Below are 21913 nucleotides of genomic sequence, written 5' to 3'. Positions count from 1 at the left end.
GGACGACGTGCCGCACGGACGTACGGGATGCCCTGCCCGGCCCTGGACGAAGCGTTCGGACCCCTGGACGAAGAACGAATGGATCGCGTGGACCTCACACTCCCGACCGGCGCCGTCGGCCGCCGTGCCGACGCGTACGCGGCCGCGCCCCTGCTCAACTGCCTGCTGCGCGAGGTGGCCGAACCCCTCCCGGACGGCGGGGAACGCCGTGTGCACCGGCTGCCCAGCGGCCGGCTGCTGCGCGTGCGCGCCGGGCGGCGCCCCGCCGGCCCCGAGGTACGCCGGGCCGGGGCCTGGCACCCGGTCGGCCACACCGAACTGGTCAAACTGGTCGCCGACGAGCTGCGCCGGCACACCGGGCTGCCGGGCGGAGACCTGCCCGCCGAGATGATCGACAGCCGGGACGCCGTCGCCGCCCTGCTCACCGCGCGCGAGCAGGCGGCGGCGCCCGCGGACCCGTACCTGCGCTCCGAGCAGTCCCTGCTCACCGGCCACCCCTACCACCCGGCGCCCAAGGCGCGCGGCGGCGGCCCGGTCGCGTCCTGGCTGCCGTACGCCCCCGAGGCCCATGCCCGCTTCCCACTCGTGCTGCTCGGGGTCCGCGAGGACCAGGTGGCCGAGGAGGGCGACACCCGCGCCCTGGACGCCCTCGGCGCCGCCCCGCCCGGGTACCGGCTGCTGCCCGCCCATCCCTGGCAGCTCGACCTCGTCGCCCGCGACCTGGCCCCGGCCTTCGCCGACGGCCGCCTGCTCCGGCTCGGCACGACCGCCTTCGACACCTGGCCGACGGCGGCGGTGCGCACGGTGTACGAGCCCCGGCGCGACCTGTTCCTGAAGTTCAGCCTGGACGTGCGCATCACCAACGACATCCGCCGCCTGTGGCGCCACGACCTGCACCGGCTGCGCCGCACCGACCAGGCCGCCGGGTACGCGTTCGCGGCGATGGGCCCGCCCGCGGCCTGGCTGAGCGATCGCGGCTACCGCACCGCCGTCTTCGCCTTCGAGGAACTGGCCGTCCTCGTCCGCGACGGCCTGCGCGGCCATCTGCTCCCGGGCGCCACCCCGCTGCTCGCCGCTGGCCTCGCCGAGGGCTTCGACGGCAGCCCGCTGGCCGCAGCGGCGGATCCGGCGGCCTGGTGGGAGGCCTACCTGCGGCACGTGGTCCCACCGGCCCTGACCGCCTTCGACGACCACGGGGTCGTCCTGGAGGCCCACCTGCAGAACACCCTCGTCGCCGTGGACGCGGACGGTACGCCCGTCCAGGCGCTGTTCCGGGACGCCGAGGGCGCCAAGCTGCTGCCGGACGTCTCCCGTGCCGCCGGCTGGGAGCGGCTGGTGTACTGCCTGGTCGTCAACCACCTCGGCGAGATCGCCGGTGCCCTCGCCGAACACCATCCCGGCCTCGACCCGTGGCCCGCCGCCCGCCGCGAACTCGCCCGGCACGACCTGCCGGAGATCCGCTCCCTGCTCACCGCGCCCACGCTGCCCGGCAAGACGAACCTGCTCCTGCGCTGGACCGGGGCGGACGGTGCGGCGGCTCGCTATCTGCCCCTGCCGAACCCGTTGCTCAAGCGCCCCGAAGGGCTGCGGGGAACCGCGCGACCGGCCACGACGGCGCCGCAGACGAGCGGGGGCACCCGGCGGCACTGAGCGGCGCACCCGGCGGAGCGCATACGCCGGCCGGTGTGTTGCGCGGCGTGACCGCTGTTCGATACCTGCTTCGCGGTCACGCTCCGAAGGACTCCCGGAGGTGGTCGGCGATCGTGGTGACGTGGGGCGGGTCGATGAGGGAAAGGTGGTCGCCGTCGACGGGAACCACTTCGAGGCTCGGACACAGCGACGCCCAGCCGAGGTCGGCGTCCGTCCTCAGATAGCGCGGGTCGAGCGCGGTGATGAGCTGGTGGGCCTGCCGGGCACGGTAGAGCACCGCGTGGCCGTGGTAGGGGCGGGGCCGGTAGCGCTCGCCGGCCCGGGCGTCGATGTAGGACGTCCGCTGGTGCGCCATGATCCCCGGGCTCATGTCGAGACCGGACTCGGCCACCAGGCGCATGACGACATCGATCTGCTCCTCCTCGGGGGTGACCGCCAGTTCCTCGTAGGGCAGCTCCACGCGGTGGCCGTAGGTCTTCGCGATGTACTCGACGAAGCGGCCGAAGCGTTCGAGCAGCACCTGAGACGAGCTCTGGTCCGGCACGGACGCGGGGAGGATGGTGTCGATGAGACCGAGGAAGTCGATGGCTTCCCCGGCGTCCGTCAGCTGCTGCGCCGTCTCGTAGGCGAGGCAGCCGCCGAAGGACCAGCCCAGGAGCCGATAGGGGCCTTGCGGCTGGAGTTCCCTGATCAGAGTGATGTAGTGGGCGGCCTTCTCCTCCACGGTGCCCAGCGCGTCCAGCCGTTCCATTCCGTACACGGCCTGGTCCGACGGCAGGAGTTGGATCAGGGGCAGGTAGACGGACGTGGGACCGCCGCCTGGATGGAAGGCGAACAGCGCAGGCCCGGATGAGCCTGTTCGGGGCGGACGCAGGACGTTGACCACCCGGTCGCCGGCCGGGTTGACGGCCGGGCGGATCAGCTCCGCGATGGCGGCGACGGTGCGCTGCTCCAGGACGGCCGGGGCGGTGAGGTCCAGCTGGGCGCCGCCCAGGCGGCGGCGGACGATGGCGACGAGCTCTTCGGCCGCGCGCTGGTCGCCACCGGCCTCGACGAAGTCGGCGCGGACGTCGATGGGGGGCTGCCGCAGGACCTCCGCCCAGGCGCCGGCCACCAGGCGTTCGGCGGCGTCGCGCGGCTGGATGGTGGACGGCAGCGTGACGGAGGGCGGGTTGGGTGGCGTGGTGTCGCCGGCCGCGTCGGCTCCGGCCGCGTGGGGTGTGTGGGCTTCGGCTGTGTCCGCTGCGTCGAGCCGTGCCGGTGGTGCGGCTGTGTCCGCCGTGTCCCGTCGGAGTCCGAGCGCTTGCAGGACGGTGTCGCCGACCTCGCGGAGGGTGGCGCCGCGCAGCATGAGGTCCGGGGGCAGGTCGACGGCGAAGTCCTGCTGGACGGCGTTCCGGATGCGGACCGCCATCAGCGAGTCCAGGCCGAGCTGTGGCAGCGGCACGGCCGCGTCGAGGCCCGACGCGCTGAAGCCCATGATGACGGCGGTGCGTTTGGCCAGGCGCTGGAGCACCTTGTTCGCCGCTTCGGCACCGAGGGAGCCGATGTCGGCGGGGCCCTTCCAGTCCTCCGGGGACAGGTCGGCGGTTCGGAGGCTGTGGGAGAAGAAGGGAATGTCCGAAAAACCGGGGAAGGCCTCCAGGAGGCGCGGGGCATCCAGATGGAGGACGCCGGTGTGCGTGCGGTTGTGGGCGACGAGTGTCTGCAGGGCATCCAGTCCCTCCTCCACGGTGAGGGAGTCCAGGGCCAGAACGCGATCGTCGGCGACGGCACCGACGTCACGCCAGGGGCCCCAGGCGATGGACGTGGCGGGCTTGCCTTCCGCCCTGCGGCGTTGCGCCATCGCGTCCAGCCAGGCGTTGGCGGACGCGTGTGCGGCCTGCCCGGGCGAGCCGAGCAGGGCTGCCGCCGAACTGTAGAACACCCACCAGTCGATGTCGTGGTCGGCCAGGGCGGCCTCGAGGTTGAGCGTGCCGATGACCTTGGGCCGCAGCACGGTGTCGAGATCGGTGCTCTCCAGGTCGGTGATCATGCGGTCGTGCAGCACGCCCGCGCAGTGGGCGACTCCACGCAAGGTGTGTCCCTCGCTGAGCGCGGCCTGCACCAGGCGCTCGGCGACGTCGGGGTCGGCGATGTCTCCTCGCACCACGGCGACGGAGGTTCCGCAGGCGCCGAGCCGGGTGATGACCGCCTCGGCTTCAGGGGTGGGGGGCCGCCTGCCGTTGAGTACGAGGCGGCCGGCCCCCTGTTCGGCGAGGCGGCGGGCCGTTTCGAGGCCGAGACCGGCGAGGCCGCCGGTGACGACGTAGGCGCCGTTGCCGCGGACGAACGGTGCCTCGTACTGCTGTCCCGACAGGTCGGCGGCGGTCAGACGGGCGACGAGGCGGGTTCCGGCCCTCCAGACGACCTCGTCCTCGGTGCTGTTGCCGAGCAGTTCCTGCACGAGGTTGTCGACGGCTTCCGGGTGGGTGTCGATGTCGAGCAGGCAGACTCGCAGGGAGGGCTCCTCGATGGCGAGGGTACGCACCAGGCCACGCAGGCAGGCCAGGTCCGGCCGGCCGGATTCGCCGGGCGCCGCGCAGCGGGCACGCTCGGTCACCAGCCACAGCCGGGGCGGCTGCACTCCGCCGGGGCGGGAGGCGAGGTGACGGGCGATCTGTGCGGCGGTGTGCAGAGCCGTCAGGTCATGGGTCCCGGCCGGGCGGGTGAGCAGCAGCACGACCGCCCTGGGCTCCTCCGGCGCGGTCTTTCGCAGCCAGTGGTCGACCAGCTGCCCGGCGCCGGCCGCCGCGGCGGCCTCGGTGGTGGCGGACACGTTCCGCGCCTCCAGCGCCGTGCCGAGGGCGGTGGCAAGGGTGCTGTCCGGGCCGGCTGCCGACTCGTCGACCAGGAGCAGGGCGCTGCCGAGCCGACCGGGGAGCGGAACGGGTGACTTCTGCCACTCGATCTCGTAGGTGAACGCTTCCAGGGGTTTGGGGACGTCGTAACGCGAGGCCGGACCGAACTGCAGGCCTGTCGCGGTGATCCTCGATGGTGCCGCGCCGGCCACGACTGTCCAGCTCAGGCCGTGATCACCGCTTTGAGAAAAGGCCTGGACCGTGTAGGACGTGCCGATTTCGGTGAGGCTTTCGATCCGCAGGCTCCGCACGAGGGCGGGGACGTTCTCGGTGCGGGAGTCGTCGGAGGTGGCCTCGCTCGCCGAGATGGCCGCGCCGTTCTCGGCCGGCGCGTACAGGAGGGCGGTGAGGAGTTCCTCGTACGAGCGCGGGCGTGGTTCCTCCGGTGTGGCGGGGCTCCAGTGAGTCACGACGGTGGGCGGGGTGTCGGCTGTCTCGTCCTTGAACGGGGCGAGGCCGATGTGCATCCGTGCCGATGCGTAGCAGTGCCAGGTGCCGTCCGCGGACCGGGCGTTGACGGCGACGGCCGCGTGGGAGTCCATGGGCTCCCAGGTGAGGGTGACGGGTGTACTGCTGGCGAGCGGCAGCCACCGGTGGACGGCGAGCTCCTCCATGCGCAGGCCGTCGGCGCAGTCCCGCCCGTGGATGTCCTGGGCCGCCGTGATCATGAGCGCGGCGGCTGCGGGCAGGTCCAGGACGGGCCGGCCGTGGAGGTGGCGTCCGGCGGCCCGCGCCTCGCCGGTGCCGAGGTCCGTCTGCCACAGCACGGCGCCCGAGCGTGGGTCGTCGATCCGACGGCCCAACGCGGTGCGGGACGCACCGCCACCGGTTGCCGGGCCGCGGCGGCCGAACCAGTGGCGCTCGTGGCGCCAGACGGGGCTGGGCAGCGAGATCCGCGTGCCCCGGGGCCACAGGCGGTTCTCGTCCACCGGCGCCCCGGCGAAGTGCAGCCGGGTCAGTGCCGTGCGCAGGTCGACTGCTTCGTCACCGCGCTTGCGCAGCGTGGGCATGGCGAGGGTCGCGGAGGCGTTCGCCGCCGTCTGCAGGGTTTCGCCGAGGGCAATGAGGGCGATGGGGCGGGGTGAGACCTCCAGGAAGATTTCGTGGCCGTCGGCCGCGGCGGCGGCGACCGCCTGGTGCAGGCGTACGGGACGGCGCAGATTGGCGCACCAGTACGCGGCGTCCGCGGCCACGTCGGCTCGTGGGTCGTCGAGCACGGTGCTGTACCAGGCGATGTCGGCCGGACGAGGGCTCAGTCCGCCCAGGGTCTGCCGCACCTGGGGCAGGAGGTGGTCGACCGCGGGGGTGTGTCCCGCTGCCCCGATGTCCAGAAGCCGCGCGAAACGGCCGTCGGCGACGAGTGCGTCGACCAGTTGCCGCACGGTGTGTGCGGGTCCGGCGACCGTGCACCGGCGCGGGGAGGAGTCCACGGCGATCTCCACACCGGGAAAGCGCGACAGAACCTCCGCGCGGTCCTCGTCGGCCAGCTCCACGGCGGCCATCGCGCCGGCGCCTTCGGTGTCCAGGGTGGCCAGTCCCGCCGACCGGCTGAGGATGACCTGCAGGCCGTCGGCCGGGTCGAGGGCTCCCGCGATGACGGCGGCGCTGACTTCTCCCATCGAGTGGCCGATGACGGCGGCAGGGTGCACGCCGTAGGCCTGCAGGGTGCGGGCCAGGGCGATGTGCATCCCGAACAGCGTGGGCTGGAGGCTCTCGAAGCCGCTGCCGGCGTCGAGCCGGCTGAACATGTCCCGCAGCGGGACGCCGGTCTGTTCCCGGTAGGCGCAGTCCAGTTCGTCCACTGCGGCGGCGAAGAAGGGGTCGTCCTGTAGCAGGCGCAGACCCATGCCCGGCCACTGCGAGCCGTGGCCGGAGAAGACGAATACGGGGCGGCGGGTGCTGGACGACCGGCCGGCGGGGTTGTCGGTGCAGGGCGGCAGGAGGCCGGGGGCCTCCTCGCCCCTGGCCAGGGCGGCAAGCTGGGCGGCCGCCTCCTGGTGGGTGCGTGCGACGACGGCGGCGCACGCCGGGCCCCTGCGGTGCCGGGCCAGGGTGTGCGCGAGGTCTTTCAGCGCCGGCGCGTCCTCGAGCGCCGTCTGCCGGGCCAGGCCGGCCGCGACGTCGCCGATGCGCTGCGGGGAGCGGGCCGAGACGACCAGTGCGTGCGGGCGTTCCGCCCGGGCGTCGCCGCTTGCGGAGAGGCCGCCGGGTGGGCTCGCGGGCGCGTGTTCGAGGAGGACGTGCGCGTTGGTGCCACCGAAGCCGAACGCCGATACGCCGGCCCGCGGCGGGTGGTCTCGCCGGGGCCAGGCAGTGGGCTCCGTGACGACGCGCAGGCACAGTGCGCGGAAGTCGATGTGCGGGTTGGGCCTGTGGAAGTGCAGGCTTTGCGGGATGCGCCGATGGTGCAGTGCCAGGACCGTCTTGATCAGTCCGATGATGCCCGCGGCGCCTTCCAGGTGGCCCAGGTTGCTCTTCACGGAGCCGATCAGCAGTGGCTGGTCGGCCGGTCTGCCACGGCCGAGGACGGCTCCCAGGGAGGCTGCCTCCATGGGGTCTCCCAGCAGTGTCCCGGTGCCGTGTGCCTCGACGTAGTCGATGTCGGCGGCGTCGACCTGCGCGTTGCCGAGCGCACTGCGCAACAGGCGCTCCTGAGCGGCGGGGTTGGGGGCCATCAGCCCCGCCGAACGGCCGTCGGAGTTGACGGCTGTGCCTTTGATGACGGCCAGGATCCGGTCGCCGTCGCACTGGGCGTCGGCCAGTCGTTTCAGTACGACGACGCCACAGCCCTCGCCCCGGACGATACCGTTCGCCAACGCGTCGAACGGCTTGCAGCGTCCGTCCGCGGCGAGCGCCCCCATCTGCCCCATCGACGCCGTGACCACCGGTGAGAGCAGGACGTTGACGCCCGCCGCCAGCGCGGTGTCGCATTCACCGCTGCCCAGGCTCCGGCATGCCTGGTGCACCGCCACGAGGGACGAGGAGCAGGCCGTGTCGATGGTCAGGCTCGGACCGTGCAGGTCGAACACGTAGGACAGCCGGTTGGCGATGATGCTGCCGGCGGCCCCGGTACTGGTCCACGGGGTCAGGCGTGCGGGGTCCGCGGTGGTCAGCTGGCCGTATTCCACCGCGCTGATGCCGACGAACACTCCGGTGTCGCTGCCTTCGAGGCTGTAGGCGGGGCGTCCGGCATGGTCCAGTGCTTCGGAGGCGACTTCCAGCAGCAGGCGTTGCTGGGGGTCCATGACGTCGGCTTCGCGCGGGGTGATGCCGAAGTGGCCGGCGTCGAAGGCCTCGATGTCGTCGAGGAAGGCCCCGTGGCGGGTGGCCCGTTCGGCCGGCGCGCCGGGGGCGGTGGCGAAGTCCCGCCGGCGTCTGCCGGGTACGTGGCCGACGAGGTCGCTGCCCGACAGGAGACGCTTGAAGAACTCCTCGGGTCCGTTGACACCACCGGGAAGGCGGCAGCCGATGCCGATCACGGCGATGGGGCAGACACCCGGGGCCGGTCCGTCGCTGTCTGCGCCGGTGGTGGAGGCAGCGGTCTCGCGCGAGTCGCGGGGCGCGGCGTGCTCCCGGCGTTCCGGCCGGGCCTCCGGCGCGAGCTGCCGGGTCGCGCTCAGGTGCCGCACGAGTCGTTCGACGGTCGGCTGCTCCCACAGCAGGGTGGCCGGCAGGGGCCGGCCGAGTGCGCGCTCCAGACGTCCGGTCAGGCCGACGGCGGCACGCGAGCTGAGACCGTGCTCCACCAGGGGGCGGGTGTCGTCGAGTTGATCCTCCGGGATGCCGCAGGTCTCGGTGATGAGCGTGCGCAGGGTTGCCCGAAGTTCGTCAGCGCCGGCCGGGGTCTGCCCGGTCGATTCCCTGTCTGGTTCCATCTGCCTCTCCCTGCCTGCACTCTGGGATGGTGCCCTTCCGGCGGCCTTTCAGGTCCTGGCGTCCGTGGGCCAGGCGCCGGACAGGTACTGCTCGCGGCACGCGCTGCGGGCGACCTTGCCGCTGGTGGTGTGCGGCACGCTGCCGGGCGGCACCAGTACGAAGTCGTGCACGGCGACGCCGTGCAGGCCGGCGACCGCCGCTCGCACCGCGCCCGTCACCTCCTGCCGGGTGATGTCGCCGGGGCTCGCGTCGCGGCGGTGCTCGGCCACGACGACGAGATGTTCGCCGTCGCCGGTGGCCACGGCGAAGGCGGCGATGTGGTGCGGGCGGATGACCGGATGGGCGCCCTGGACCGTCTCCTCGATGTCGTGCGGATAGTGGTTGGCCCCGTCGATGATCACCAGGTCCTTCAACCGGCCGGTCACATACAGCTGCTTGTCGTGCCACACCCCGAGGTCTCCGGTACGCAGCCAGGGCCCGCCCTGCTCCTCGCCGTGGAGGACCGCGCGGAACGTGGCCTCGCTCTGTTCGGGGCGGCCGAAGTAGCCCCGCCCCGTGTTGGGGCCGCGCAGCCAGATCTCACCGATGTGACCGTCTTCTCTGCGCCGGGACGTCGCCGGGTCGACGATCGCGACCTCCTGGCCGGTCGGCCGGCCGCATGCCACCAGTTCCACCGCCGCTGCCTGGTCGCCCATGTCCACGGGGCGGGCCATGCCCTGGCCGAGCGACTCGCGTTCCACGGCGATGACGGTCGGTTCCTCGCCCGTGGGTGAGGCGGACACGAACACGGTCGCCTCGGCCAGCCCGTAGGAGGGGCGCATGATCGTGCGCAGCATGCCTGCCGAGGCGAAGGCGCTCTGGAACCGTTCGAGGGTGGCTGGTGTGATGGGTTCGCTGCCGTTGACCATGGCGGCGACCGAGCCCAGCGACAGCCCGGCACGCTCGTCGGCGTCCACCTGCCGGGCGCAGTAGTCGTAGGCGAAGTTGGGTGCGGCGGTCAGGGCCCCGGTGTGCCGGCTGAGCAGGCGCAGCCAGCGCACCGGTTGCTGGATGAAGGCCAACGGGTCCATCAGGACCGAGGCGATGTTGCCGATGACCGGCAGCGCGATCGCCAGCACGAGACCCATGTCGTGGTAGAGCGGCAGCCACCCGACGGTGCAGTTGCGGCCTCGGCGGATGTCGTAGGCCTCGAGCGCCTGGCGGGCGTTGGCGCACACGTTGGCATGCGTGATCTCCACACCGGACGGAGTGCGGGTGGAGCCCGAGGTGTACTGCAGGTACGCCACGTCGTCGGGCTGCGGCGGGCTGAACCCGGCTTGCGCGTGCGCCGCCTCCTGGCCCAGCTCCCGCTCGGTGACGATGCGGCGACCGGAGGGGAGACCGTGCTGCGCAAGGAAGTCCGCGAGCGGCCGGCTCTGGGCTTCGACGGTGAGCAGCATCGTGGGTGCGGCGTCCCGGAGGACCGCGGTCAGCTTCTTCTCGTGGCCGGGCAGGGAAGGGGGGAACAGAGGGACCGCGATCGCTCCGGAACAAGCGGCGCCGAGAAAGCCCACGACGTATTCGAGACTCTGCGGCGCGACGATGGCCACTCTCTCGCCCTCCGCGACCAGCCGGCGCATTCCGGCCGCAACGGTGCCGACCCGCTCCTGAAGCTGCCGCCAGGTCAGCGAGGACATCGCTCCCTCGGCGTGTGCGCTGTAGTCGACGAACGTGAAGGCGGTGTCGTCCGGTGTGAGAGCGGCGAAGTGGGCGAGATGGTGGCTGAGTGTATCCGTCACCGATGATGGCACTGGCTCACCGAACCTTCTTTTCAGCGTGCAGAAGCGGATCCGTCGGCAATGTCCAGCAAAACACGCGGCAGTCGTCCGCTAATGTCGACACGCTGATACCGGGCGCCCGCGCTCGCGCCTGGTGGACATGGAAGGGCTTAGGGTTCACGGCATACGGATATCGGTGAATGCCGTGGACCAGGACGGGAGGGCGGTGCTGGCTTCGTGCTGAGTCGGCTGCGTCTGTGGAGCGTCATTACGGCCGTCATCTGCTGCACTTTCCTCACGGCTCTGGACAACACCGTGGTGAATATCGCTCTGCCTCAGATCAGTGCCCAGCTGGGCCTGACGGAGGCCGATGTGAAATGGGTGGGGACGGCGTACCCGCTGGCGCTGGCCGGCTCTCTGCTGGGGGCCGGTCAGTTGACGGACGCAAGAGGGCGGCGCTGGGCCCTGCTCACCGGAGTGGCGGTGTTCACCGTGTCGTCGGTGTGCTGTGCGCTGTCGGCCACCGGGGTGACGCTCGTCCTCTTCCGAGGTCTGCAGGGCACCGGGGCGGCCTTCGTCCTGCCGGCGTCCTTGGCGCTGACGGCGCAGGACCTGCCGCCCAGGGTGCGCACCGCCGCGTTCAGCGCGACGACCACCGCTGCGGCCTGTGCGCTGGCTTTCGGGCCGGTGCTCTCCGGTGTCGTGACACAACACCTGGGGTGGCAATGGCTTTTCCTCATGAACGCCCCGCTGGGGGTGTCCGCTTTCATTGTCGGAGCCATGGCCGTTCCCGGACCGTCCGGCCGCCGGAACCGTCCGGGTGGCGGGACCGCGGCCCCCCTACCGAACCGCCAGATCGCCTTGGCCTGCATTTCTCTGACTTGCTTCGTGTACTGCCTGATTCAGGGACCCACTTACGGATTCACCAGGCCGCCCGTGGTCCTGTGCGGGGTGGCGGCGACGGTGAGCGTGGTCGCATTGTGCCGCGGTAAACTCGGCCGCCATCCGGCTCTGGGACAGCTCCTGCGCCAGCGCCCCTACAGTGGCGGGCTTGTCACCCAGCTTCTGTGGGGTCTGGGAGTGAGCGGTGTCTATTTCTACACCTGCCAGTTCCTGCAGAGCGGTTTACGGCTGAGCCCCGCACAGGCGGGCCTGGCCTTCACTCCCGTGTTCACGGCGCTCTTCCTCACAGCCCCGTTCGTCACCGCCATGGCCAGGCGGTGGGGGGAGGCCCGCGTCTGCGCGACGGGTCTCCTCCTGGTCGCCCTGGGTCTGCTCCTGGTTGCGCTGGGCAGTGGTGGGCACGGCGGGCTGGCCGATCTGATTCCCGGCTTGGCAGCTGTCGGCGCGGGCTCTTCCCTTGCCATCCCGCTGACCACGCGGGCGCTGGCGTCCTCCCCCGGCCACCTCTCCGGCTTCGCGGCCGGCCTCTTCAGCGCCACACGCGAGTTGTCCGGCGTGTTCGGCATCGTGCTCGTGGGCGCCGTGGCGACGTTCGTGCAGCGCCTGTGCGTATCCCGGCAGTTCTCCCGCGCCGAAGCCTCGCTGGCCGGGTATCAAGTCGGACTGTGCATCGCGGCGGCACTCGTCGGCGTGGGAGCCCCGGTCGCCGTATGGGCCCTGCGCCGCCCCCATGCGGACGGCCCGCCTCAAGTACCGCAGAAACGGCCGCCGAACGAGTCAATTTTATGATGGCCGGCGCCGTTACCTACCGAACCTGACACCAGGTCATATGACGCTGTCTCTGAGTCTCCGCAGTAAAGGGAGAAACCGTCCAACTTTCCAAGGTGGTCCTCAGCGCATGCCATATGACTTCAAGACGAGCCTCGGCCGTGCGAAGCTGATCAGCTATTCGGTCCTCGGATCACTGATCCTCGTCACGGTGCCGTTCGTTGCCGGGCCGGCCGCGTCCGCCTCCGGTCATAACCCGCAGGGCAGCGACGCCCGGGTCACGGCCGTGAAGAGACTTGATGCCCGGATGCTGGATCTCACCGTGTGGTCACCGGCCATGCGTCGCACGGTGCCTGTGCGTGTCATCCTTCCCAGGAGCTGGAGCAACGAGCCAAGAGGTCGCTACCCCACGCTCTACATGCTCCACGGCGGGGAGGACGACTACACCTCGTGGACCCGCGAGACGGACATCGAGGCCCTGGCGAAGAATGCCGAAGCGCTGATCGTGATGCCTGACGGCGGCAAGGACGGTCAGTATTCCGACTGGTACGTCGGCCGGCCGCGCTGGGAGACCTTTCACACCCGCGAACTGCCCCCTCTCATGCAAAGGGAGTTCCGAGCGAACACCGCGCGGGCAGTCGCCGGCCTCTCCGTGGGCGGACTGGGTGCGCTCAACTATGCGGGCCGGCACCCGGGCATGTTCCGCTACGCGGCCAGCTTCAGCGGCATCGTCGACCTCGACGACCCAGCGATCCGCAACTTCCTCTGGCTCTACGACAGTTTCCACGGCAACAAGCTGACCAGCATCTGGGGTGACCCGGCAAAACATCCGGACATCTGGCGGTCGCACAACCCGTCCGCCATGGTGACCGCCTACCGCGGCATGAGGGTCCACCTGAGCGCCGGGACCGGTGATCTCGGTCCTCTGGACGCGGGCCGAGACGTCGTCTCGGCCGCCGCGTCGACGTCAGAAAGCATCTTCACGCCGAGCCAGAAGCGGTTCGCCGCTTCGCTGCGCGCCGCAGGTGTGGACGTCACGACGCACATCTACAAGCCCGGTACGCACTCCTGGCCCTACTGGAAACGCGAGCTGCACCTCATCTGGCCCACGGTGTTGAACGAACTCGAACGCTAGAGCGGGCAAGCCGGTCCAGAACTCGGCAGGCCTCTGCCACACCGTCCTCGGCGTTCAGCTCCCGGCCCAGTCGTCGAGCAGCCTCCGTGTACTCGCTGTTCCCGGTGACGGCCCTCAGTCGATCAGCGAGGACCGGGACCGTCAGATGCCGGGCCGTCAGCGGCTTCGGGCCCGCGCCCAGACGGTGTACCCGCTCCGCCCAGTAGGGCTGGTCTCCGAAGAAGGGGCAGACCAGGGAGGGCATTCCGGCCCGCAGCGCCGCGGCAGTGGTGCCCGCGCCGCCGTGATGAACAACCGCCGCCATGCGCGGGAACAGCCAGCTGTGGGGGACGTCGTCGACCACGAGGACATCGTCGACGCTCGTCGCGGGGTCCCCCGTCAGCACACCGCGCAGACCGGCGCGCCGGAGCGCCTCCCGTACGACGCGGCCGGTCGCCCCGCCGTCACTGGTGCTCATGCTGCCGAAGCCCACGTAGACGGGCGGCGGCCCGCTCTCCAGGAAGGCGAGGAGGTCTGGCGACGGGGTCCAGGACGGCTCCTCGTGGAACCAGTAACCGGTCAGGTGGACATTCGATCCCCAGTCGTTCGGGCGGGGCACCACAACGGGGCTGAACGCACACAGCACGGGGGTGCCACGGGCGTGGCGAAAAGGGCCGAGAGGGGACATGGCAGGAAGACCGAGCTTCTCGCGCCGCCACGTGTTGACCGCTGGACGTGATGCCAGCCAGAAGGCCAGATCGACCGCGTAGAAGCTCAGACGGTTACCGAATGCGCCCAGGAAGCGCGCGGCGGGAAGGAAGGGATGCGGGAATGCACCGGAGGGCTGGCTCGGCTGGAAGTGGATGACCGCATACGGGACCTTCAGATACTGACTCAAATGGAGGCCGAGAAAACTCAGACTGGGAGTCAGGACGAGATCGGCTCCCTTGGTGCCCGCCTGCACCTCCGAGAGCATGCGGGCGATCAGCGGCCCCACAATCCGGTGCATACCGCGAATGAATTTGACCGCGCTGCGTCCACCGGCCAGTAGTTCCTGGCCCTCGGGTGAGGCGACGATCTCGGCGGGATCCAGCGAGAGCGGGTGGAATTCCAGGCCTGCCTGTGTGATCAGGCCGTGATACCGGTGGCTGGCGATCACCCGTACGGAATCGCCCTGACGTTTCAGTCCTCGGCCCAGCGCCAGACACGGTTGGACGTCTCCCCGGGACCCTGCGGCAAAAATCACTACGGTCCGGCTCATATCCACCTCCGTATGTGAGCGGCAAAGCGCCACAGGATTACATCGCAGCAGCTCCGCCGTACCGGTAACCGATCGGTTCCCGCGTGTCGTTCGACCACGGCCACCGTTTCACCCTCCGGCCGGTTGACATGGCCGGAATCCCAGGAACCTCCTGCGCTCGGCGACCACCCGAGCCAGAGCCGGTGTCGACGGCGAGTTCGGCGACGGTCGGGTTCACCCACCCGGGCAAGTTCGTCGACGGCAACCCCTACGGCACCGCCCACCACGATGCGGGTGGCACCGTCCTGGTCGGCGACGTCACCCGCGATGCGGCCCGCGTCCAGGCGGAACGAGTGGTGTGCCTGGCCAGGATCCTCACAGCCGCCACCCGCTGACCGCTCGGAGTGTGCCGCGCCCGAAGGTCGCGTTCGCCCCGGTAACGGGAGGGGTCGGCCGGGACCTGGTGGAAGTCGGCGACATCATGCTGGAGGCGGGGGAATCCGTGGTGACGCCGGCACGATGGCTCGGGCACTCGTTCCCGGCTGTCACGCTTGGTTACTATGTTCACTTCATGCCGAAGGCCGGAAGCAAGGGCCGCACCGCGGTTGACGGACTGCCGGGAGACAGGGAGACGGGCATGCCAGTGGAAACTCCCCACACTCCCAGGGCTGATCGGGGACCCCGCCCCGGATTGCAGCATGTGGGAGATGACCGTGGAATGTAAGGCAAACAAGCTGTTGGGCCTTGGAAGATGCTAAGAGAGGTTACCGCAACCCGCTACATCGAGCCCCTGAGGTCCGGTGGGTCCGTCCCCGGCGTCGTGGAGGCCGACGACCTGGGCACCTACGTCGTGAAGTTCACCGGTTCGGCGCAGGGGCACAAGGCGCTGGTCGCCGAGGTGATCGTCGGTGAACTCGCCCGCGCGCTCGGCCTGCGCTTCCCCGAGCTGGTCCTGGTCCGCTTCGACCCGGCCATCGCCGCCGGGGAGCCGCACCAGGAGGTGCGGGACCTGCACACCGCGAGCTCCGGCGTGAACCTCGGCATGGACTACCTGCCGGGCGCACGGGACTTCACCCCGGACCTCGCGAAGATCTTCGAGGTGGACCCGCTGGAGGCCGGCCGGGTCGTCTGGCTGGACGCGCTGACCGTCAACGTGGACCGCACGGTCCACAGCTCCAACCTGATGGTCTGGCCCACGCTGGGCACCGTACCGCCGCGCCTGTGGCTCATCGACCACGGCGCGGCCCTGGTCTTCCACCACCGCTGGGACACCACGACCCCCGGCAGGAAGTACGACTTCCGGCACCACGCCCTCGGCCACTACGGCCCCGACGTACGGGCCGCCGACGCGGAACTGGCGCCCCGGGTGACGGAGGAGCTGCTGCGCGGGATCGTCGCCGAGGTGCCGGACGCCTGGCTGGCCGAGGACGCCGGGTTCGCCGGCCCCGAGGACGTCCGGGACGCGTACGTGGACTACCTCCTGGCCCGTGTCCGCCTCTCGCCCGAGTGGCTGCCCACCGACTTCCCGAGCCGCGAGGAACTCGCGGCCGAGGAGGCCACCCGCGCGGCCAAGACGCGAGCGGGCCGCCCGGACTGGCTGAAGACGGTCCCCGACCTGCACGGCAAGCCGGCGGCGGAACACGATGGGGCGGTGCACCTGGGATGACGGATGGACAGCGGGTCCAGATCGAGTACTGCACCCAGTGCCGCTGGCTGCCCCGCGCGGCCTGGCTGGCACAGGAGCTGCTCACCACGTTCGAGGCCGAGCTGACCGAGCTGTCGCTCAAGCCCGGCACCGGTGGCGTCTTCGTCGTCCGGGTGAACGACGAGGTGGTGTGGGACCGCCGGGAGCAGGGATTCCCGGAGCCCACGGCGGTCAAGCGGCTGGTGCGCGACCGAGTGGCCCCGGGGAAGCCCCTGGGCCACTCGGAACGCTCGTCGTGAGGGTCAGCCGGCCAGTTGCTCGTACGCCGGCAGGGTGAGGAAGTCGGCGTAGTCCTCGTCGAGGGACACCCTCAGCAGCAGGTCGTGCGCCTCCTGCCAGTGCCCGGCCGCGAAGGCCTCCTCGCCGATCTCCTTGCGGATGCTGTCCAGTTCCTCGGCGGCGACCTTGCGGGCCAGCTCGGGCGTGGCCTTGTCGCCGTTCTCGAACTCGACGCCGGCGTTGATCCACTGCCAGATCTGCGAGCGGGAGATCTCGGCGGTGGCCGCGTCCTCCATCAGGTTGAAGATGGCGACCGCGCCGAGCCCGCGCAGCCAGGCCTCGATGTAACGGATGCCGACCTGGACGGCGTTGACGAGGCCGTTGTAGGTCGGCTTGGCGTCCAGCGAGTCGACGGCGACCAGATCGGCGGCCTCGACGTGCACGTCCTCGCGCAGCCGGTCCTTCTGGTTCGGCTTGTCGCCGAGGACCTTGTCGAAGGACTCCATGGCGATCGGCACCAGGTCGGGATGGGCGACCCAGGAACCGTCGAAACCGTCGTTCGCCTCACGGTCCTTGTCGGCACGGACCTTCTCGAAGGCCACCTTGTTGACCTCGGCGTCCTTGCGGGAGGGGATGAAGGCCGCCATGCCGCCGATCGCGTGCGCACCGCGCTTGTGGCAGGTGCGGACGAGGAGTTCGGTGTACGCCCGCATGAACGGGGCGGTCATCGTCACCGCGTTGCGGTCCGGGAGAACGAACTTCGCCCCGCCGTCACGGAAGTTCTTCACGATGGAGAACAGGTAGTCCCAGCGGCCGGCGTTCAGGCCCGATGCGTGGTCGCGCAGTTCGTAGAGGATCTCCTCCATCTCGTACGCGGCCGTGATGGTCTCGATCAGCACGGTGGCGCGGACGGTGCCCTGCGGGACGCCGACGTAGTCCTGCGCGAAGACGAACACGTCGTTCCACAGGCGGGCCTCGAGGTGCGACTCGGTCTTCGGCAGGTAGAAGTACGGGCCCTTGCCGAGGTCGAGCAGACGCTGGGCGTTGTGGAAGAAGTACAGGCCGAAGTCGACGAAGGCGCCGGGCACTTGGCGGCCGTCGGCGTCGACGAGGTGCCGCTCGTTCAGGTGCCAGCCGCGCGGGCGCATGACGACGGTCGCCAGCTCCTCGGCCGGACGCAGGGCGTACGACTTGCCGGTGCGCTCGTCCGTGAAGTCGATGGCGCGGGTGTAGGCGTCGATCAGGTTGGCCTGGCCGAGGATCACGTTCTCCCAGGTGGGCGCGGAGGCATCCTCGAAGTCGGCGAGCCAGACCTTCGCGCCCGAGTTGAGCGCGTTGATGGTCATCTTGCGGTCGGTGGGGCCGGTGATCTCGACGCGCCGGTCGTTCAGCGCGGCCGGGGCCGGGGCGACCTTCCAGGAGTCGTCCGCGCGGATGGCGGCCGTCTCCGGGAGGAAGTCGAGCGTGGAGGTGCGGGCGATCTCGGCGCGGCGCTCGGCCCGGCGGGCGAGGAGTTCGTCACGGCGCGGGGTGAACCGCCGGTGCAGCTCCGCCACGAAGGCGAGCGCCGCGTCCGTGAGGACCTCTTCCTGCCGGGGCAGGGGCTCGGCGTCGACGATGGCCAGCGGGGACGGCGCTGGTGCGGACATGAGCTGTCACTTCCTTCAGCGGTGGCACCGGGTGCCAAGTGGCACGAACAGGACAATCAGCGCCGACTGTGCGGGCAGGCGCTTCTGAACAGTGGATACTAGTTTCCTCATTGTGGAACTTCAATGGTTTGTTGATGTCGAGATTCTCTGAGTCGAGGCAAGGTGGCGCCCAGTGCCACCTCGTTCACTCAAGGTGGCTCAGATCGGCCTCCGTGTCGATGTCGTACGGCTCGGCCACGTCCGCGCACTCCACGAGCCGGAGCGCCGCCGCGTGCTCCTTCAGGTAGGCGCGCGCCCCGCGGTCTCCGGAGGCAGTCGCCGCGATGCCCGCCCAGTGAGCCGCGCCGAGGAGTACCGGATGCCCGCGCGTGCCGTCGTAGGCGGCGGACACCAGCGCGTTCCCGCCCTCGTAGGCGGCGAGCACCCGCGCCACCGCCGCGGGGCCGATACCGGGCTGATCGACGAGACTCACCAGGGCCGCGCGCGCGTCCGTACCGGCGAGCGACGCCAGTCCCGCGCGCAGGGACGACCCCATCCCCTCGGCCCAGTCCGGGTTGTCCACGAGCACGCAGCCGCTCAGTTCGGCGCGCTCTCTCACCTCGTCGGCGCGGGCGCCCAGCACGACATGGATCCGCTCGCACCCGGCCGCACGGAGCACCCCGACCGCGTGCTCCACCAGGGGCCGCCCCCGGTGTTCCAGCAGCGCCTTGGGCCGCCCGCCGAGCCGTCTGCCCCCGCCGGCGGCGAGCAGCAGCCCGGCGACATCCCCCCGCTGATCCTGGCTGTCCGTCATGGCTCCTGCATACCCGACGGCGGCGGAAGCGTCAGGGTTTCCGGCGCCGGTTCCGTTGGGCTGAATTTCGGTCCGCCCTGTGGCGCTCCCGCGCGGGGTGGCGTTTACTGACCCGCGCACGACGGCGTGTCTGGGGGAGGGCTGTGTTGCGGAGCTTGGGGCAGAGGCCAGTGGCCGGCAGCGACGAGGACCCGAGAGTGGCGGAACTGCGGACCGCGGTCTCCCGGTTGCGCCGCGAACTCGCCGCCCTCCCGGCGGAGTTCCCCGACCGGGCCATAGCCGAGGACGAACTGGCGGCCCTGGCCGCGATGGCCACGGGCGGCATCCCGGAGATACCGCGCCTGCGCCGCTCCCTGTTATTGATCGCGGGGGCGATCGGCTCGGTGAGCGCGCTGGCGCGAGCACTGTCGGAGGTACGGGACGCGGTCGACATGTTCGGAGAACCGCCGAGAACCTGAAGGCTCCCGGTGTGTCGCGTCCTCGCTTCGCGGCGTCGGGAGCGGACGGCGCGGCGGGCGGAGAGCGGCTCGCGCTCGTGACCACGCGGGATGCCATTCGGATGGATCCGGTGGCGTACCCGCTTGTCGCATCCGGTGGCGCGGGAGCCGGCCGTCTGGGTTCGGGAAATGACCCCGTGCGCGGCATGGCACTGCTGCCCGTGGACTACGGCGTGCTCTGCCTGATCTTCCTCTTCCTGCGGGACCGGGACCTCTTCTGCCGGCTCTACCTGGTCCTGCTCGCGGCACGCGTGGTGCTGGTCCCGGCGTTCCTCGTCAAGTGGTTCCGGGAACTCCCCTGACCGGGGCGGCCGCCCCGCCGGCCTCCCGTTGTGCGAGTGGTCAGGGTGGTAGGAGTGGTCAGGCGCCCGAACTCGCCAGCGCCTGGGACAGCTCGACGGCCACCTGCTGCAGCACCGGCACGATCTTGTCCGTCGCCGCCTCGGTGACCCGCCCGGCCGGCCCGGAGATGGAGATCGCCGCAGCGGTGGGGGAGTCCGGAACGGACACCGCGAGGCAGCGCACCCCGATCTCCTGCTCGTTGTCGTCGACGGCGTAACCCATCCGCCGTACGTCCTCCAGCGCCGCCAGGAAGCCCTCCGGCGTGGTGATGGTCTTCTCCGTCGCCGCCGGCATCCCGGTACGGGAGAGCAGCGCGCGCACCTCCCCGTCGGGCACGCCGGCCAGCAGCGCCTTGCCCACCCCCGTGGAGTGCGGCAGCACCCGGCGCCCCACCTCGGTGAACATCCGCATCGAGTGCTTGGACGGCACCTGCGCCACGTACACGATCTCGTCGCCGTCCAGCAGCGCCATGTTCGCCGTCTCGCCGGTCTCCTCCACCAGCCGGGCCAGGTACGGCCGCGCCCAGGTGCCGAGCAGCCGGGCGGCGGACTCGCCGAGCCGGATCAGCCGCGGCCCGAGCGCGTACCGCCGGTTCGGCTGCTGCCGGACGTACCCGCAGGCGACCAGCGTGCGCATCAGCCGGTGGATCGTGGGCAGCGGCAGCCCGCTCGTCGCGGACAGCTCGCTCAGACCGACCTCCCCGCCCGCGTCCGCCATGCGCTCGAGCAGGTCGAAGGCGCGCTCCAGGGACTGGACCCCGCCTCCGTTGGAGGACTTGGCGGAGTCGGTGGTGCTGGCGCTGGACGTCGGCACGGCACGTTCCTTTCGGGGCTGGCAGGAGGGCAGAAGCCTACCCGGCGACCGGTTGACTCCCCGCCTGTACGTAGCTACGTTCTGCCTGCTGGAATTGTAATTCCGCCTTGTGGAAACGTCCAGAGTGAGGGCGTCGGCGTTCCCCTCGGAAGTGTGCCTCTTGACGGCGGACAGGTGGGAGTGAAGACTCCTTCAACAGAACGTTGAAATCCGTTACGTGGGTGTTCATCCCGTTTCCTGGACGGGACGTGAAACGGCGGTACAGAGAGGGGTTCGGGTGTCCGACGCTGAACTGGTGCTGCGCTCGACGCGCGTCATCACTCCGGAAGGGACGCGGGCCGCCACGGTCACCGTGTCCGCCGGCAAGATCACGGCCGTTCTGCCGTACGGCGCCGAGGTCCCGGCGACGGCGCGGCTGGAGGACATCGGCGACCACGTCCTGCTGCCCGGCCTGGTCGACACCCACGTGCACGTCAACGACCCGGGCCGCACCGAGTGGGAGGGCTTCTGGACCGCCACGCGCGCGGCGGCGGCCGGCGGCATCACCACCCTGATCGACATGCCGCTCAACTCCCTGCCGCCGACCACGACGGTCGAGAACCTGCGGGTGAAGCAGCAGGTCGCCGCCGACAAGGCGCACATCGACGTCGGCTTCTGGGGCGGCGCCCTGCCCGGCAACATCAAGGACCTGCGCCCGCTGCACGACGCCGGCGTCTTCGGCTTCAAGGCCTTCCTGTCCCCGTCCGGCGTGGACGAGTTCCCGCACCTGGAACAGGACCAGCTGGCGCAGTCCCTGGCGGAGATCGCCGGGTTCGACGGACTGCTGATCGTGCACGCGGAGGACCCGCACCACCTGGCCGCCGCCCCGCAGCACGGCGGCCCCAAGTACGCCGACTTCCTCGCCTCCCGCCCGCGCGACGCCGAGGACACGGCGATCGCGGGCCTCATCGCGCAGGCCCGCCGGCTGCACGCGCGCGTGCACGTCCTGCACCTGTCCTCCAGCGACGCGCTGCCGCTGATCCGCGCCGCCCGCGCCGAGGGCGTCCGCATCACCGTGGAGACCTGCCCGCACTACCTCACCCTCACGGCCGAGGAGGTCCCGGACGGCGCCAGCGAGTTCAAGTGCTGCCCGCCCATCCGTGAGGCCGCCAACCAGGACCTGCTCTGGGCGGCCCTCGCCGACGGCACCATCGACTGCGTGGTCACCGACCACTCGCCCTCCACCGCCGACCTCAAGACCGACGACTTCGCCACCGCGTGGGGCGGCATCTCCGGCCTCCAGCTGAGCCTGTCGGCCGTGTGGAGCGAGGCCCGAAAGCGCGGCCACGGTCTGGAGGACGTCGTCCGCTGGATGTCCACGCGGACCGCCGCCCTGGTCGGCCTGGGACACAAGGGGGCCATCGAGGCCGGCCGCGACGCCGACTTCGCCGTCCTCGCCCCCGACGAGACCTTCACCGTCGACCCGGCCGGCCTCCAGCACCGCAACCGGGTCACCGCGTACGCCGGAAAGACCCTGTACGGCGTCGTGAAGTCCACCTGGCTGCGCGGCGAGCGCATCGTCGCCGACGGCGAGTTCACCGAGCCGAAGGGCACGCTGCTCGGCCGCCCCTAGGGCCTAGTGAGCCTCCCCAAGCTCTCGGCTTCGATCGAGAGCTCTCGGCTTCGATCGAGCAGGGGAGAACCCCCA

General features: G+C 71.0%; 15 protein-coding genes. 9 read left to right on the top strand and 6 right to left on the bottom strand.

What is annotated here, in order from left to right; genetic code table 11:
* The first annotated feature begins 78 nt into the window (after positions 1–78).
* Entirely contained in the window at positions 79–1650 is a 1572-nt protein-coding gene (locus tag AC07C1_RS03665; protein ID WP_478937217.1) for an IucA/IucC family protein, read from the top strand.
* Positions 1651–1726: 76 nt separating this feature from the next.
* Here AC07C1_RS03665 and AC07C1_RS03660 read toward each other — a convergent pair whose 3' ends face one another.
* Positions 1727–8425 (bottom strand): SDR family NAD(P)-dependent oxidoreductase, encoded by a 6699-nt coding sequence (locus AC07C1_RS03660; protein WP_478936674.1) that lies wholly within the window; start codon positions 8423–8425, stop codon positions 1727–1729.
* Between the two features lie 48 nt (positions 8426–8473).
* Positions 8474–10204 (bottom strand): fatty acyl-AMP ligase, encoded by a 1731-nt coding sequence (locus AC07C1_RS03655; RefSeq protein WP_478936673.1) that lies wholly within the window; start codon positions 10202–10204, stop codon positions 8474–8476.
* A 216-nt stretch (positions 10205–10420) separates the two neighbouring features.
* Between AC07C1_RS03655 and AC07C1_RS03650 the strand changes: the two genes are divergently transcribed.
* Complete coding sequence (locus AC07C1_RS03650) at positions 10421–11875, top strand: MFS transporter (protein WP_478936672.1); 1455 nt, start codon at positions 10421–10423, stop codon at positions 11873–11875.
* A 109-nt stretch (positions 11876–11984) separates the two neighbouring features.
* Positions 11985–12989 carry an alpha/beta hydrolase gene (locus tag AC07C1_RS03645; protein ID WP_478936671.1) on the top strand — a complete coding sequence of 335 codons (1005 nt, stop codon included), beginning with the start codon at positions 11985–11987 and terminating at the stop codon, positions 12987–12989.
* Here AC07C1_RS03645 and AC07C1_RS03640 read toward each other — a convergent pair.
* The gene (locus AC07C1_RS03640) at positions 12952–14229 is read right to left on the bottom strand and encodes a glycosyltransferase (RefSeq protein ID WP_478936670.1); all 1278 of its coding nucleotides are present in this window, start codon (positions 14227–14229) and stop codon (positions 12952–12954) included. The two genes, AC07C1_RS03645 and AC07C1_RS03640, sit on opposite strands and share 38 nt — an antisense overlap.
* A 182-nt stretch (positions 14230–14411) precedes the next feature.
* On the opposite strand from AC07C1_RS03640, the gene AC07C1_RS03635 reads away from it, so the two are divergent.
* The 3 genes from AC07C1_RS03635 to AC07C1_RS03625 all read left to right on the top strand — a co-directional run bounded on the left by AC07C1_RS03635 (position 14412) and on the right by AC07C1_RS03625 (position 16152).
* Positions 14412–14603: a hypothetical protein gene (locus tag AC07C1_RS03635; protein ID WP_478936669.1), complete on the top strand. Its 192-nt coding sequence runs from the start codon at positions 14412–14414 to the stop codon at positions 14601–14603.
* Between the two features lie 356 nt (positions 14604–14959).
* Positions 14960–15874, top strand: a complete 915-nt coding sequence (locus AC07C1_RS03630; protein WP_478936668.1) for a HipA family kinase — start codon at positions 14960–14962, stop codon at positions 15872–15874.
* Positions 15871–16152, top strand: a complete 282-nt coding sequence (locus AC07C1_RS03625) for an Rdx family protein (protein ID WP_356943420.1) — start codon at positions 15871–15873, stop codon at positions 16150–16152. The genes AC07C1_RS03630 and AC07C1_RS03625 overlap by 4 nt, the downstream gene beginning before the upstream one ends.
* 3 nt (positions 16153–16155) lie before the next feature.
* Here the strand turns inward: AC07C1_RS03625 and aceB are convergent, their stop codons facing one another.
* Together aceB and AC07C1_RS03615 are read right to left on the bottom strand one after the other, a co-directional pair.
* On the bottom strand, positions 16156–17781 hold the full coding sequence (aceB, locus tag AC07C1_RS03620) for a malate synthase A (RefSeq protein ID WP_478936667.1): 1626 nt from the start codon (positions 17779–17781) through the stop codon (positions 16156–16158).
* Between the two features lie 184 nt (positions 17782–17965).
* Entirely contained in the window at positions 17966–18574 is a 609-nt protein-coding gene (locus tag AC07C1_RS03615) for a nucleotidyltransferase family protein (protein WP_478936666.1), read from the bottom strand.
* A gap of 143 nt (positions 18575–18717) precedes the next feature.
* On the opposite strand from AC07C1_RS03615, the gene AC07C1_RS03610 reads away from it, so the two are divergent.
* Together AC07C1_RS03610 and AC07C1_RS03605 are read left to right on the top strand one after the other, a co-directional pair.
* Entirely contained in the window at positions 18718–19032 is a 315-nt protein-coding gene (locus AC07C1_RS03610) for a DUF5955 family protein (protein ID WP_478936665.1), read from the top strand.
* Between the two features lie 185 nt (positions 19033–19217).
* Positions 19218–19373, top strand: coding sequence for a hypothetical protein (locus AC07C1_RS03605; protein WP_478936664.1), 156 nt, complete (start codon positions 19218–19220; stop codon positions 19371–19373).
* Positions 19374–19431: 58 nt separating this feature from the next.
* On the opposite strand, the gene AC07C1_RS03600 is transcribed toward AC07C1_RS03605, so the two are convergent.
* Positions 19432–20226, bottom strand: a complete 795-nt coding sequence (locus AC07C1_RS03600) for an IclR family transcriptional regulator (protein WP_478936662.1) — start codon at positions 20224–20226, stop codon at positions 19432–19434.
* A 277-nt stretch (positions 20227–20503) separates the two neighbouring features.
* Here AC07C1_RS03600 and allB point away from each other — a divergent pair, with 277 nt between their 5' ends.
* Complete coding sequence (allB, locus tag AC07C1_RS03595; RefSeq protein WP_478936660.1) at positions 20504–21838, top strand: allantoinase AllB; 1335 nt, start codon at positions 20504–20506, stop codon at positions 21836–21838.
* Positions 21839–21913 lie beyond the last annotated feature (75 nt).

It is taken from the genome of Streptomyces sp. NPDC045022 (genome assembly GCF_056432605.1).
The sequence above is the reverse complement of the archived record's forward strand: the minus strand, read 5'-3'. Positions and strand labels throughout refer to the sequence as shown.

Bases quoted from the DNA above. Each gene is read 5' to 3' on its own strand.
- AC07C1_RS03665 (WP_478937217.1), top strand. From the start codon at position 79: ATGGATCGCGTGGACCTCACACTCCCGACCGGCGCCGTCGGCCGCCGT.
- AC07C1_RS03660 (WP_478936674.1), bottom strand. From the start codon at position 8,425: ATGGAACCAGACAGGGAATCGACCGGGCAGACCCCGGCCGGCGCTGAC.
- AC07C1_RS03645 (WP_478936671.1), top strand. From the start codon at position 11,985: ATGCCATATGACTTCAAGACGAGCCTCGGCCGTGCGAAGCTGATCAGC.
- AC07C1_RS03640 (WP_478936670.1), bottom strand. From the start codon at position 14,229: ATGAGCCGGACCGTAGTGATTTTTGCCGCAGGGTCCCGGGGAGACGTC.
- AC07C1_RS03630 (WP_478936668.1), top strand. From the start codon at position 14,960: ATGCTAAGAGAGGTTACCGCAACCCGCTACATCGAGCCCCTGAGGTCC.
- AC07C1_RS03625 (WP_356943420.1), top strand. From the start codon at position 15,871: ATGACGGATGGACAGCGGGTCCAGATCGAGTACTGCACCCAGTGCCGC.
- aceB (WP_478936667.1), bottom strand. From the start codon at position 17,781: ATGTCCGCACCAGCGCCGTCCCCGCTGGCCATCGTCGACGCCGAGCCC.
- AC07C1_RS03615 (WP_478936666.1), bottom strand. From the start codon at position 18,574: ATGACGGACAGCCAGGATCAGCGGGGGGATGTCGCCGGGCTGCTGCTC.
- AC07C1_RS03605 (WP_478936664.1), top strand. From the start codon at position 19,218: ATGGCACTGCTGCCCGTGGACTACGGCGTGCTCTGCCTGATCTTCCTC.